This window comes from Streptosporangium sp. H16, from assembly GCF_051918855.1.
Classification (GTDB): domain Bacteria; phylum Actinomycetota; class Actinomycetes; order Streptosporangiales; family Streptosporangiaceae; genus Streptosporangium.
Genome location: NZ_JBPXMD010000001.1, coordinates 440,545 through 453,010, shown reverse-complemented (window position 1 = coordinate 453,010; position 12,466 = coordinate 440,545). Strand labels below are relative to the sequence as shown.

Sequence of the window (12,466 nt, the reverse complement as noted above, 5' to 3'; positions counted from 1 at the left end):
ACGACCCGGATCACCTCGGTCCGGGCGTCGACGGTTCGCGACCACAGTGGCCGGCTGACGGCCGGCTGACGGCCGATGGCCTGTCGCCGGACGACCGGCGATCAGCCGCCGGCCGGCGGCCGGAAACCGGGCGGGCTAGCGGACGCCGTCGCCCCGGTCCCGGCTTCCGGCCTTCGCCAGACCTCGGGCGATCATGTAACCGATCGTGAGAACGGTGATGTACTTGATGGCGTGCTCCGCCCCGAAGGGGTCACCGTAACCGCGCGAGTCACCGCCGACCACGAAGGCCGTGATCACGATCGCGACCAGGATGACGATGTAGGCGATGAACTCGGTGGTCTGGAACGCCGGTTTCGTCTCACCGGACAACCCGCGAGAGCCGCCGCTCCGCGACCGATCACCTGGCTGGCCTCCGACGGGTGATGTCATCGTTCTCACTCCCTGCTTATGAATAATTACCTATAGTTACTATACATCGACAAATTCCCCTCTTTTTGTAGCCACAAACGCCGCATCAGCCGCCTACGCGCCATCTGTCCCGCGCGGCGACCCGAGCGGGAACGGGAAGGGCGCACCGGTCGCCCCCCGGTGCCATCGGGGATCGGCGAACGGCCCCGGGGCGGCGTGCCCCGGCCCGCCCGGCGGCAGGCCGCGTGTTTCCTGACATCTGTCGGCAACACCGGATTCCCGGCGTGAACGACCGGTCACCGGATCAGTGGTGACCAGCAAAAACAACCCCCGCGCTCGGCGTACGTCCAGCGCCGGGCTAGCCCTACCGGTATACCTGGCAATGAAGATTGGACAGGAGCGTCTCGCGACCGCACGATGGCGGGTGTGACCTATGCCAAACTCGCGACCAGACCGCGGCTCGCCCCCGCGAGACGGGTATGATCATCAAAATCCGGGAGCCACCCGGGCCGCAGATGCCAAAGATCGATAAAATTCGGGTATATACGGCTGGGATTGGAACTGCCAGGAGGCCCCCATGCAGGTCAAGAAGATCCTCACCTACCTCGCGGTAGCTTTCGTGGTCTTCTATCTGTTCACCAAACCCGCCGAAGCGGCGAATGCGGTCAACGGAGTCTTCGACGGGATCATCAGGGGAGCAGACCAGTTGGCTCTGTTCTTCACCCGAGTGCTCACCTAACCGCCCGGCGGGGTCCTCCCGCCCGAACCGCTTCACCCGCGTTCCCGCTGACCCACAGGGGAGCGCGCACCCCGCGTCGAACGCCATGCCGTCGGCCCCGCCGATCCCGGAAACGTATCGCGGCGATCACCGGAAGCCGCCGCGGCACCCCCGTACCCGCGAACCAGCCACGAGGTCACCCCCGCGCCCCGCCGCCCGAAGTCGCGCGGCCCCGCCGTACAGCGTGGTACGGAACCAGGGCGGTACGGACCACACCCAGGTGACATGACACGGAGACCACCCGTACGGCGAACGTCCTGACCCGATCATGGATGACCGCGGAAGTCATCACGGCACTCCCTTGATGATCTTTCCGGCACCCTGGGGGAAGTCCGTTTCTCGTACGGGGGGATCGTTCATGCGTGGCAAGCGGGGTTTCCCCGGAATCGGGGCCATCGTCGCCGGAGCCGTCGTGTGCGGCGTGCTGGCGACCCCACGGGTCGCCCTCGCGATCCCGGTACCGGACCCGCCTCCGGCTCCGGCACCCGTCCAGGCCCAGGCACCGTCACCGGCCCACGCACCGGCACCCGTCCAGGCCCCGTCACCGTCACCGTCGCCCGTCCAGGCCCAGGTACCGGCACCGGCACCGGCCCAAGCGCCGGTCCAGGCCCCCGTCCCGGCGCCGGTGCAGGCCTCCGTACGGACATCGATCGGCGGCGGGACCGGGCGGTCCCTCGCGGGAGGCTCCTCGTCCCTCTCGGCCCACCCGTCCCTCGGCCACTTCGGCGCTCCCGTCGACCGGCCGCTGCGGGGAAGGGTCACCCTGGCCGGCCCGACCGGCGAGACGATCGCCTTCAGACTGGTCAACCCCGCCCTCCTGCCCGCCGGGATCACGCTCGACGCCGACGGCCTGCTCGGCGGCGCCTCCCGGGTACCCGGCACCTGGACGGTCCCGGTCGAGGCCTGCGTCGCCTCCGGCGGCTGCGCCACCGGCACGGTGACGATCACCATCACCTGCGAGTGCGCCCGCTCGCTCTCCCCGGCTTCCTCCCTCGCCGATGCGCCCTGCTCCGACGGTGACTCCGGCGGTGACGTGACCACCGCATGACCGCGGCCGGAATCTCGCGACCGCCCCGGACCGCCCCGGACCGCGCTGAATCGCCCCGGATCGCCTTGGATCGCCGCGGGGCGAGCGTCCCCGGGTGCTTCCCCTCCCCCCGAGGACGTGTTACGCAGGAGGCATGGGAGATCAGCAGGCCATGACCGGCCCCCACCCGCTCGACACCGCCGCGGCGCGCCGCGTCGTCGAACGCGCCGACACCGAGGGCGCCGAGCTGGTCCGCTTCCTGTACGCCGACCACGGCGGCGTGATCAGGGGCAAGGCCACCTCCCGCTCCCGGCTGGCGGAGCGGCTCCACACCGGCATCGGGCACACCGTGGCGATGATGGCGATGAACATGCTCGACGAACTCCAGGACGTCGAGGACCTCGGCCCGGTGGGAGAGGTCCGCCTCGTCCCCGATCCGGCCACGTTCGTCCACCTGCCCTATGCTCCCGGCGCCGCGGCCATGCTGGCGGACCTGCGCCAGGTCGACGGCTCCGCCTGGCCCGTCTGCCCGCGCACCTTCCTGCGCGAGGCCGTCGCCGCCCTGGCCGCCGAGGGGCACGCCCTCGTCGCCGCCTTCGAACCCGAGTTCACCCTGGGCCGCCGCGAACCCGACCCCGCGGGCGGCCTGGACCGGCTGGTCCCCGCCGACGACAGCCTGTGTTACTCCACCGCCGGTTTCAACCAGCTCCACGACTACACGATGACCCTGCTCCACGCCCTGGAGAGCCAGGGCCTGCGGCCCGAGCACTACCATCCCGAGCTCGGCCACGGCCAGCACGAGCTGTCGATCCACCACGCCCCCGCCCTCCAGGCCGCCGACAACCACGTGATCTACCGCGAGACGGTCAGGGGCGTCGCCGCGCGCATGTCGATGTGGGCCTCCCTCGCTCCCAAGCCCCTCGCCGGCCAGCCGGGCAACGGCGCCCACCTCCACGTCTCCCTCTGGGACCCCGGGCTCCGGGCCAACGCCTTCGGCGACCCCTCGGACCGCTACGGCATGTCGGCCGCCGCCTATCGCTTCATCGGCGGCCTGGTCGCCCACCTCCCGGCACTCACCGCGCTGACCTGCGGATCGGTGAACAGCTTCCGGCGCCTGACACCGAGGTCGTGGTCGAGCGCGTACGCCTGCTACGGCATGGACAACCGTGAGGCGGCGGTGCGGATCTGCTCCCCCACCGGGCGCGACGCCGCGGCGTCCGCCAACCTGGAGCTCAAACCCTCCGACTCCTCGGCCAACCCCTACCTGTCGCTGGGCGCCGTCATCCACGCGGGCCTGGACGGCATCCGCCGCAGCCTCGACCCCGGCGACCCCGTCAACGTCGACCCCGCCACCCTCCCCGCCGGACGCGTCCGCCGCCTCCCGGCCTCCCTGGACGAGGCCCTGGACGCCCTGGAGGCCGACGACGTCCTCATGAACGCCCTCGGCCCCCTGCGCGCCTCCGCCTACCTGGCCGTCAAACGCTCCGAGGCCAGGTCCTTCGCCGCCCAGGACGCCGCCTACGAGCTGTTCCACCACTCCCGGGTTTTCTAAATCTTTTAAGCCCTAATATCGCCGTACATCCCTAGATATGTGGGAGGGCGCGATAAAAAGCAGGACCGGAGTGGCCCTGGTACTCGTCCTCCTGCTCGGCCGATGCAGCCTCGGAGACGGGCGGGACGCGTCTCCGGCCCCGTACGTGACGCCGGCGGCGCTGCTCCCCGAGCCGCCGCCACCGTCGCCGTCACCGTCGCCGTCACCGTCGCCGTCACCGACCCCCCGGCCCGCGTCGCTGAGGTCACAGGGGTCGCCGCCCGCCGGGGGAAAGGGCGGCCGCGACCCCGGCGACGTCAACGGCGACGGCTTCGCGGACCTGACCTTCGTCATGTTCCACGGTCCCTGGTCGCCCGACCTCGTGATCGTGTACGGCTCGAGGAACGGTCTGGATCCCTGGACCAGGACGGTGGTGCCCGGCGCCCACCTCGTGTTCGGCTGGTCCACGAACACGGCCGACCTCGACGGCGACGGTTTCGCCGACGTCCTCGTCCACGGCCACCACGTGGTGTGGGCGGACAGCGGTCCGAACATCCCGTACATCCTGTGGGGCGGCCCGAAGGGGGTGGATCCGGAGGCGAGGCCGACCGCCGTCCGAACGCCCGTACCCCCGACCACTTTTCCGCGGAAACGGTGCCGGGCGACTTCGACGGCGAAGGCGCGGCCGATCTGGCGCGGTGGACGCCGACGACGAAGGGGGCGAGCGGGAACGAGTCGACCATGAAGAGCCTGGTCGTGCTGTACGGGCCGTTCACGCGGGAGGGCGTCCCCCGCCGTCGCACCGTCCAGTCCTCGGAGGTCACCCTGGACTCCGGTGGCCTGGTCGCGGGCAGGATCGGCGGAAGGCGCGCCACCGACCTGCTCGTGCGCGAGTCGAACGACGGCGGGCAGTCGGCGTCGTGGCTCGTCAGGGGCGGCCCGGGCGGGCTGTCCCGCCGAAGCCACCGGCTGAACGAGGGCAACGCCGTCGCGCTGGGGGACTTCGACGGGGACGGCAGGGGCGACGTCGTGGTCGCCGACAGCGGCGGCCGCAACAACGAGCCGGGGTACGAGACCGAGCCGCCCCGGGTCGACGGCGTGATGACCGTCCACTTCGGCGGGGCCGGGCGCGCGCCACAGGTGTTCAGGAACTTCGGATCCGCGCGGACGATGGTGGCGGGAGACTTCGACGGTGACGGGACCGACGACCTCGCGATCAGCCGTTTCCCCGACAGCGTCGAGCTGCTCCACGGCGGGGGGAACGGGCTGCGGCGTGGCGGGAGGACGATCCGCCGGCTCGGACCGGCCACGGACCCGTCCGGCCACAAGCTGCGCCCCGACGAGCGCCCGGCGTTTCCCCGGGCATCGGCCGACTACGACGGCGACGGACGGGACGAACTGCTGCTGAAATGGTCCCCCGTCAACCACGTCCCGAAATGGGGCTCGGCGCTGTCGCTGTGGTGGGTGACGGACGGCGACCGCGACGAGAACACCTTCGGCACCGGCGGCTGGTAGGGCACCGGTGCCCGACGAGATCACCGCCGCTACGGGGCGGCCGGATAACCTTCCGTGCTGATCGTCAGCAGCACCGGCTCCGGCATCGTGAACGGTTTACCAAAGGAGCTCACGTTCTCGCGGGTGTAACGGTTGACGTCGGGTTCACTGAACACCCTGATGGTCTCGCACTTACGATCGATGATCACGTAGACAGGGATCCCCATCGAGGCGTACGCCTCCGGCTTGTCGCCGTAGTCCTCGGAGCGGGTGTTCTTCGACACGACCTCGATGACAGCCGCCACGATCTCCTTGCGGACCGGGTTCTCGTCGTCGCTGAGGCTTCCGGCAGGAATGATCACGATGTCGGGCTGCGGCCCCCGATGGTCACCCGGGGTCCCGACCCCCATGTCGGGCAGGGCCCACCACGCGTCGGAGGGAATCTGGCGGATCGTCTCGCTGACGATCAGATTGTGAAAGGCCGACGCGGACGCCTGCATCACGATCTTCCCGGCGTACCACTCGACCTTGTACCCGTCACGCTCCGCCGCCAACGCGAGGAGCTCACTGAACGTCCTCGAATCATCTGACATCTCGGCCCCTCCTCACTTCGCCCACATCCAATGATGCCAGCGAACGAGATGCGGCGCCGCATCAAACGGATCATCTTCAGACCGCGGTGACCACGGCTTCCGCTGATCACAAAGCGTGAGATTCCTTCGGCCGCCACGATGATCGGCGAAACCGCCCAGATCGTCATCGGCCACAGCTCCGCCAGACTCGCCGACTCCATACGCCAGGCCCGCGCCCGCCTCCACCCCTGGGAGGACAACAGACACGTCCGCGACCTGGACGAACGGCTCCGCGCCCTTTCCATCACCGCCTAACACATCTGCATGCAGAGTGGGACGCCGAGCCCGTACAGCCCTGAGCGCATGGGGGCCCAGCCCTGAGCTCCTTTCCGCTGTGGCGCTTCAGCTACGGCGATCAACCCTCGAACCAGGCCGCACGGAGGCTTCAGCGCGGGAACGCACCCTGGGCGGCCGGAAACGGAGCGGCTACGGCCCGCACCCCCGTAGGACGGAACCGCCGTGCGCGGAGGCGGGCCGGTGTTCCGGGCGGCTTATAAAAAAGCGCGACCCCGCGCGCCCGAGCAGGCCGGAGGCCTGAGGAACCAGACCCTCGCCACGACGGCCGCCCGGAGCACCGGCCCGCCGCAGCGCGAACCCCGCCCCGGAGCACCAGCACAGGTCGGACGTGAGCGGTTCTCCCCCAGCCGCACCGGGTCGTTGGCGGTCACGGGGTCGAACTCCGGCTCGGTGGCGAGCACGAAAAGACCCGACACGCAGAAACCGCACCGCAAGACCCGCTCAACCACGAAACACTGCAACACACGCTCAAGCGCGAAACAGGCAAGACACCCTCAACCGCGAAGCACCCCAGAAGCCCCTCGGCGTACCCCCGGGGATCACCCCCTGGCAGTGAAGACGATCTCAACTCTCCGGTTCTTCGCCCGGTTCTCCTCCAGCGGCCGTCCCTGGACGACGTTGGGCACCCGGGGCCGCCTCTCGCCGAAGCCCGCGACCTGGAAGACCACCCCCGTCAACGTCCCCTGGAGGGACTGCCGCACGGCCTGCGCCCGCCTGAGTGACAGCGCGGTGTTGTAGGCGTCGCCGCCCTGGTCGTCGGTGTGCCCCTCGATCCTGACCGTCCCGCCCGCGGAGTCCGCCCGGACCCTCGCGGCGACCCGCCCCAGCCGCTGCCGCGCCCGCGGCGTCAGCACGGCCCTGTCGAGGGCGAACAGCACGTCGCCGGCGATCGCCACGGTGACCTTCTCGCCCTGTCGCGACTCGCTCTCGGCCCCGTCGAGCGACTCCACCTCGGCGACGACGTCCTCGACAGGAGCGACGATGTCCTCCACCCCGGCCGTGACGTCGCCTCCCGGATCCGCCCACACGGCCGTCGCGGGGCCCGCGGCCAGGGCGAGCCCGAGTGCCAGGATCGTGAGGCGTTCAGGAGATCGGGACATCGGTGAACACACCCAGCACCTTGAGGTCCACATTGATCTTCGTGACGTCCGGCGGCGGAGCGGCGAACGTGGCGTGCAGGGACAGCACCTCACCGGCCTCGGTGAACACGTCGTACTCGGAGCACAGGCACTTGGCCCTCGGATACTTCCCGGTGCGCGCGACGACGTACCGCTTGCCGTTGACCGGGTCGACCAGGCTGACCCCGGCCACGGTCAGGCCGAGACCGCCCGGGGTGTCGCCCATGTCGCTGTTCATCTGCCACCGGTCGTCACCGTTGTTGGTGACCGTCCAGGTCAGCGTGGAGAGCCTGCCCTGGCGCCGGATACCGGTGATCTCCACGGTCAGGTCGGCGCCGCTCGCCTTGACCTTCTTACGGGCGATCACCCGTTCGCTCTCGGCGGGTGCGTCCACCTGCCCGGCGGGCTCGGCGGGCTCGGCGGGCTCGCCGGGCTCCGTCGTCTCCGTGGCCTCCGTCGGCTTCACGGTGTCAACGGGGTCCGCGACCTCCAACGTCGTCGTCACCCGCTCCTCCCCGCCGCCCCCCTGCTGCCCGGGAAGCATCCCGCAGCCGCTCAACGTGGCCGCCAGCACCACCGCGACCGCCCCCGGTGTGAACCCTCTTCGCATCTCGTCCTTCTCCGCCCGTCGTGGATCGCATCGAGCCCGACCGTACGCGGGCCACCTTCAGGACCCGTATAGCGCGCTATACGCGCAGGCCACGGCGCCGCGACGCCTCACGGGCGAGCTCTTCGGCCTCGGTGAGGCCGTGCCGGTCACCGAGAGCGTCAAACTCTCCCACAGCGCCCGATACGGCATCAACCGCCTCAGCCACCTCGTCGAGATCCAGCAGGGCCGCCGCCAGGGTCAGCAGCGCCCGCGCGGCGCCCCGGCGTTCCGCGTACTCGCGGAACGTCCCGAGCGCCTCCTCCGCGGCCCCGCGGGCGGCGTCGGGCCGTCCCTCGGCCAGGGCCACCCTGGCGATGAGCACCAGTCCCGCGGCCTCGGGGAGCCGGTCCCCCAGACGCCTGGCCAGGCCGAGACCGCGTTCGGCCCGCTCACGCGCCTCCGCGGGACGTTTGCGGTCCAGGTAGAGCCCGGCGAGGTCGAGCGAGACGGCCGCCTCGCCGCGCGGATCGCCCAGCTCGCGGTAGGCCGCGAGGCTCCCGTGCAGCAGGTCCTCGGCCTGCCGCGCCCCGCCGAGCGCGCGCAGCGCGTCGGCCCTGCCGCGCCGGTCCCCCGCCGCCGAGAACGCGGCCAGGCAGGCCACGAAACAGGCCTCCGCCTCCGGCCGCCGTCCCTGGGCGAGGCGTACCAGGCCGAGCCGGTGGCGGGTACGGGGCACCTCGTGCGCCTCCGCCAGCGGAAGCGCACGCTGCAGGAGGTCGGCGGCCTCCTCCAGGCGGCCCTGCGTACGGTGCAGGTCGGCCGAAGAGCGCAGCAGCAGCGCCTCGCCGTGGCGGTGGCCGGTGCGCCGCGCGGACCGCAGGCCGAGTTCCACGACCGCGTGCCAGTCCTCGCGGTGCGCACCCAGTTCGAGGAACGGGGTCAGGTAGAAGGCCAGCCGCCAGGCCGCCTCGTCCAGGCCGGCCCGCCGGAGGTCGGCGACGGTCGCGACGAGGAAGCCCCGCTCGGCGGCGAGCCAGCGGGCCGACTCCCGCAGCCGCGCGGTGTCCAGGTCCGCGGCCTGTTCCGCCGTACGGGCCACGGTCCGGCCGGAGCCCGGTTCGGCGGGCAGGAGCAGTGCCCTGGCCCGCCGGGCGCGGTCGAGGATCTCCCCGGTGGCCGCGGCGAGGACCCGGGCGGGCGGCCCCTCCTCCGCGGCCAGCCGCTCGGCGGCGTAGAGCCTGGTCAGGTCGTGCCAGTCGTACCTCTCCTGGCCGCTCGCGTCGAGCCCGCGCGCCCGCAGCAGGCCCGCCTCGGCCAGCGCCTCCAGCAAACGGCCGGCGGGCTCCCCGAGAACGGCGGTGGCCGCCCACGGGGCGACGTGCGGCGCGGACAGCGCGCCGAGACGGCGCAGCAGCAGGCGTTCCCGTTCCGAGAGGGCGTGGTAGCCGAGCGCCAGGCTGCCGCGCACGGCCAGGTCCCCCGCGCTGAGCTCGTCGAGGCGGCCGCGCTCGTCCTCCAGACGTCCCGCCAGGTGCTCCAGCGTCCAGCTCGGCCGCCGCGCGAGCCTGGAACCGGCGATCCTCAGCGCCAGCGGCAGCCCCCCGCACAGCGTCGCGATCCGCGCGGCCGCCCGCGGCTCGGCCCGCACCCGCCGCTCTCCCGCCACCCGCGCCAGCATCTCCACGGACTCGTCCGCGTCGAACACGCCGAGCTCGAAGGCTCGCGCCGCCTCCAGGCCGGACAGCGGCGAGCGGCTGGTCACCAGTGTCATGCAGCCGGGCCCCGCGGGCAGCAGCGGGCGCACCTGAGCCTCGTCGGCCGCGTCGTCCAGCACCACCAGCAGCCGCCGGCCGCTCACCATGCTGCGGTAGAGGCGCGTCCGCTCGGCCAGGTCGGCGGGCACCGCTCCCTGCGGGCAGCCGAGCGAGCGCAGCAGGTCCTCCAGCACCGCGCCCGGCGTCCTGGCCCCGAGCGAGGCGTGCAGCCGCCCGCCGGGGAAGTCGAGGCCGGCGGCCGCGTGAACCGCCAGCGCGGACTTGCCCGTCCCCGCGGGACCGTGCAGCACCAGGTGGATGGGCGCGCTCCCGGCGACGGGAACGGACCGGCGAATCCACTCCAGCGCGTGCTCGCGCCCGGTGAAGTCGGCGACGTCGGGCGGCGTCTCGTTCGGCACGGCCCGCGCGGAAGCGCCCCCCACCGGTACGTTCGGCACGGCCCGCGCGGGAGTGCTCCCCGCCAGCACGCGCTCGTGCGCCTCCCGCAGCTCGGGACCCGGCTCGAGGCCGAGCTCCCCGACGAGCAGCCGCCGCGCCTCCCGGTAGGCGCCCAACGCCTCCGACCTGCGCCCCGCCTGGCCGAGCGCGAGGACGAGCTGCGCCCACGCCCGCTCCCGCAGGGGGTGCGAGGCCACGAGCGCGCGCAGCTCCCCCGCCACCTCGGCGCCGCGGCCGAGCGCCACGTCCAGCTCGACGCGCTCCTCGAGAGCGGTCAGCCGCAGCTCCTCCAGCGGCAGGGCGTACGCCCGCCGCAGTTCGGCCGAGTCGACGTCGGCCAGCGCGGGCCCCCGCCACAGTGCCAGGGCGGCACGCAGTCCTTCGGCCGCCTCGGCGGTCCTGCCCGCGTCCCTGGCCCGCCGGCCCGCGCTCACCAGGCGCTCGAACCTGTGCGCGTCCACCTCGTCGGGGTCGACGTCGAGGAGGTAGCCACCGGGCACGGTGCGGATCCCGCCGACCACCTTGCGCAGCGCGCTGACGTACACCCGCAGCACCGGTTCCGCCGAGGCGGGCGGCTCCTCGCCCCACACCTCGGCGATCAGCCGGTCGACGGTCAGCGCGCGTCCCGGCCTCAGCGACAGGGCGGCCAGGAGCGTGCGGTGCTTGGCGGGTCCGGGCGTCAGGTCGCGTTCCCCCTCGACGACCCGCAGGGTTCCCAGCACGCCGAACCGCACGTTCATCCCTCCGCCGGGCGGACCTCGAACGTGTGGAACCCGACCCGGACGGGCGAGGCCGCGTCCGGTGCCGCGTAGACGCCGGTGGCCCCCGGGCCGTAGGGGTCCTCCGCGTCGGTGGCCTCCCCCACCGGCTCCTCGTTGAGCCACATGCCGAGGACGACCCGCTCGCCCCGCTGCGCGCACCGGGCGACGACACGGTTGTCGTCCGCCTTCTTCATCCGCACCGGTCCGTGCAGGACGACACCCCGCCCGCCGCGCCGCTTGACGATCGAGGCCTCGCCCGAGGCGGTCACCGCGAACTCGTAGCGGTCGCCGGTGCCCACGTCGCCGCGGCACCACACGCCGAACTCCCCCGAGCCCCCCTCCAGCCGCATTCTGGAGCTGACCACGACGCCCCCGGCGGACCCCTCGGAGAAGGGGGCCGACTTCCACAGCCGCCATCCGGGGTTGGCGGTCAGCCGGTAGGTCTCGCCGTCCAGCCGCGCCCTGCCGCCGTCGGACGCGCCGACGGCCCAGGAGCCGGCGAAGCCGGCCCGGTAGGAGGAAGCGGACGTGCCGAGACCGGCGTAGAACGTCCACCCGCCCGCCAGCACCACCACGAGCGCGGCGACCCCCGCGACCCACGGCCACCGCCGCCGCCTCCCGGTCGCCGCGCCGGCCCCGGCGGGTCTCCCGGGCACGCCCGGTTCCCCGGGCACAGCCGGTCCGCCGTGCGCGCCCGCCCCGCCGCCCCCGCCTTCGTCTCCGCCACCGGTCCAGGCGCGCTCGACGGCCTGGCTGGCCGTCGCCGGGGTCGGCCGGCCGCCGACCAGCTCGTCCAGCAGCCGCTGCGCGCTCGGCCGGCGCGCGGGGTCCTTGGCCATGGCCCCCTCGACGACGGCGCGCACGCGCTCGTCGAGGCCCTCGAGGTTCGGTCCCTCGTTAACGATCCGGTAGAGGACCTCGGACGGCGCGCCGCCGCCGAACGGCAACCGTCCCGTGCCGGCGAACGCGATCACCCCGCCCCACGCGTAGACGTCGGCCGCAGGCGTCAGCGGCTCGCCGCGCACCTGCTCGGGCGCCATGAACGCCGGCGTGCCCAGGATCGTCTGGCTGGCCAGGCTCTGGGTGTCGACGAGTTGCGCGATGCCGAAGTCGATCACGCGCGGGCCGAGCGGCGACAGCAGCACGTTCGACGGTTTCAGGTCGCGGTGGATCACTCCCGCCCCGTGGATCGCGTGAAGCGCGGTGGCGATCCCGACCGCGAGCGCCTCCAGGTTGGCACCGGTCAGCGGCCCCTGCTCGCGTACGGCCTGCGCCAGGTCGGGTCCCTTGACGTATTCGGTGACGAGGTAGGCGACGCCGTCCTCGACCCCGGCGTCGAGCACGGGAGCGGTGCAGAACCTGGCCACCCTGCGCGCCGCCGCGACCTCGCGGTCGAAGCGCCGCCGGAAGGCCGGGTCGCGGGCCAGCTGCGGATGAATCACCTTCACCGCGGCCAGGCCCCCCGTCGGGGTCGTGGCGAGGTGCACCACGCCCATGCCGCCCTGGCCCAGCTCACGCCTGAGCACGTAGCCGCCGATCATGTTCACCGGAGCCACCTTATGCCGTCAAATCCGCGCACACTGGCATTTTGTACGCCAAAGAGCTCAGCCCTGAGCTC

12 protein-coding genes are annotated in these 12,466 nt (G+C 72.6%); 6 read left to right on the top strand and 6 right to left on the bottom strand.

Annotated elements, in window-relative coordinates; all coding sequences use genetic code 11:
- Positions 1-135: 135 nt before the first annotated feature.
- The gene (locus tag ACTOQ2_RS02005; protein ID WP_440097877.1) at positions 136-429 is read right to left on the bottom strand and encodes a hypothetical protein; all 294 of its coding nucleotides are present in this window, start codon (positions 427-429) and stop codon (positions 136-138) included.
- 556 nt (positions 430-985) lie between these two features.
- Between ACTOQ2_RS02005 and ACTOQ2_RS02000 the strand changes: the two genes are divergently transcribed.
- From ACTOQ2_RS02000 to ACTOQ2_RS01980, 5 genes are all read left to right on the top strand, one after another.
- Positions 986-1,147: a hypothetical protein gene (locus ACTOQ2_RS02000; protein WP_362676260.1), complete on the top strand. Its 162-nt coding sequence runs from the start codon at positions 986-988 to the stop codon at positions 1,145-1,147.
- A 397-nt stretch (positions 1,148-1,544) separates the two neighbouring features.
- A complete protein-coding gene (locus ACTOQ2_RS01995; RefSeq protein ID WP_440097875.1) occupies positions 1,545-2,234 on the top strand; it encodes a putative Ig domain-containing protein in 690 nt (229 codons plus the stop codon).
- 133 nt (positions 2,235-2,367) lie between these two features.
- Positions 2,368-3,765: a glutamine synthetase family protein gene (locus ACTOQ2_RS01990; protein ID WP_440097874.1), complete on the top strand. Its 1,398-nt coding sequence runs from the start codon at positions 2,368-2,370 to the stop codon at positions 3,763-3,765.
- Between the two features lie 70 nt (positions 3,766-3,835).
- Complete coding sequence (locus ACTOQ2_RS01985; RefSeq protein ID WP_440097872.1) at positions 3,836-4,489, top strand: FG-GAP repeat domain-containing protein; 654 nt, start codon at positions 3,836-3,838, stop codon at positions 4,487-4,489.
- Positions 4,486-5,259, top strand: coding sequence for a hypothetical protein (locus ACTOQ2_RS01980; protein WP_440097871.1), 774 nt, complete (start codon positions 4,486-4,488; stop codon positions 5,257-5,259). The genes ACTOQ2_RS01985 and ACTOQ2_RS01980 overlap by 4 nt, the downstream gene beginning before the upstream one ends.
- A 29-nt stretch (positions 5,260-5,288) precedes the next feature.
- Here ACTOQ2_RS01980 and ACTOQ2_RS01975 read toward each other — a convergent pair whose 3' ends face one another.
- A complete protein-coding gene (locus ACTOQ2_RS01975) occupies positions 5,289-5,831 on the bottom strand; it encodes a Uma2 family endonuclease (protein ID WP_440097870.1) in 543 nt (180 codons plus the stop codon).
- A 138-nt stretch (positions 5,832-5,969) separates the two neighbouring features.
- Between ACTOQ2_RS01975 and ACTOQ2_RS01970 the strand changes: the two genes are divergently transcribed.
- Positions 5,970-6,125, top strand: coding sequence for a hypothetical protein (locus ACTOQ2_RS01970; RefSeq protein ID WP_440097869.1), 156 nt, complete (start codon positions 5,970-5,972; stop codon positions 6,123-6,125).
- A gap of 581 nt (positions 6,126-6,706) precedes the next feature.
- Here the strand turns inward: ACTOQ2_RS01970 and ACTOQ2_RS01965 are convergent.
- From ACTOQ2_RS01965 to ACTOQ2_RS01950, 4 genes are all read right to left on the bottom strand, one after another.
- Positions 6,707-7,267 carry an OmpA family protein gene (locus ACTOQ2_RS01965; RefSeq protein ID WP_440097868.1) on the bottom strand — a complete coding sequence of 187 codons (561 nt, stop codon included), beginning with the start codon at positions 7,265-7,267 and terminating at the stop codon, positions 6,707-6,709.
- Positions 7,251-7,895 carry a hypothetical protein gene (locus ACTOQ2_RS01960; protein WP_440097867.1) on the bottom strand — a complete coding sequence of 215 codons (645 nt, stop codon included), beginning with the start codon at positions 7,893-7,895 and terminating at the stop codon, positions 7,251-7,253. Before ACTOQ2_RS01960 ends, ACTOQ2_RS01965 begins: the two co-directional genes overlap by 17 nt.
- Before the next feature lie 76 nt (positions 7,896-7,971).
- Complete coding sequence (locus ACTOQ2_RS01955; RefSeq protein WP_440097866.1) at positions 7,972-10,827, bottom strand: BTAD domain-containing putative transcriptional regulator; 2,856 nt, start codon at positions 10,825-10,827, stop codon at positions 7,972-7,974.
- Complete coding sequence (locus ACTOQ2_RS01950) at positions 10,824-12,389, bottom strand: protein kinase domain-containing protein (RefSeq protein ID WP_440098077.1); 1,566 nt, start codon at positions 12,387-12,389, stop codon at positions 10,824-10,826. Before ACTOQ2_RS01950 ends, ACTOQ2_RS01955 begins: the two co-directional genes overlap by 4 nt.
- Between the last annotated feature and the right edge of the window lie 77 nt (positions 12,390-12,466).

What these genes read in the sequence shown, in the direction of transcription:
- ACTOQ2_RS02005 (WP_440097877.1), bottom strand. Translation starts at nt 429, where the DNA reads ATGACATCACCCGTCGGAGGCCAGCCAGGTGATCGGTCGCGGAGCGGC.
- ACTOQ2_RS02000 (WP_362676260.1), top strand. Translation starts at nt 986, where the DNA reads ATGCAGGTCAAGAAGATCCTCACCTACCTCGCGGTAGCTTTCGTGGTC.
- ACTOQ2_RS01995 (WP_440097875.1), top strand. Translation starts at nt 1,545, where the DNA reads ATGCGTGGCAAGCGGGGTTTCCCCGGAATCGGGGCCATCGTCGCCGGA.
- ACTOQ2_RS01990 (WP_440097874.1), top strand. Translation starts at nt 2,368, where the DNA reads ATGGGAGATCAGCAGGCCATGACCGGCCCCCACCCGCTCGACACCGCC.
- ACTOQ2_RS01980 (WP_440097871.1), top strand. Translation starts at nt 4,486, where the DNA reads ATGAAGAGCCTGGTCGTGCTGTACGGGCCGTTCACGCGGGAGGGCGTC.
- ACTOQ2_RS01975 (WP_440097870.1), bottom strand. Translation starts at nt 5,831, where the DNA reads ATGTCAGATGATTCGAGGACGTTCAGTGAGCTCCTCGCGTTGGCGGCG.
- ACTOQ2_RS01970 (WP_440097869.1), top strand. Translation starts at nt 5,970, where the DNA reads ATGATCGGCGAAACCGCCCAGATCGTCATCGGCCACAGCTCCGCCAGA.
- ACTOQ2_RS01965 (WP_440097868.1), bottom strand. Translation starts at nt 7,267, where the DNA reads ATGTCCCGATCTCCTGAACGCCTCACGATCCTGGCACTCGGGCTCGCC.
- ACTOQ2_RS01960 (WP_440097867.1), bottom strand. Translation starts at nt 7,895, where the DNA reads ATGCGAAGAGGGTTCACACCGGGGGCGGTCGCGGTGGTGCTGGCGGCC.
- ACTOQ2_RS01955 (WP_440097866.1), bottom strand. Translation starts at nt 10,827, where the DNA reads ATGAACGTGCGGTTCGGCGTGCTGGGAACCCTGCGGGTCGTCGAGGGG.
- ACTOQ2_RS01950 (WP_440098077.1), bottom strand. Translation starts at nt 12,389, where the DNA reads ATGATCGGCGGCTACGTGCTCAGGCGTGAGCTGGGCCAGGGCGGCATG.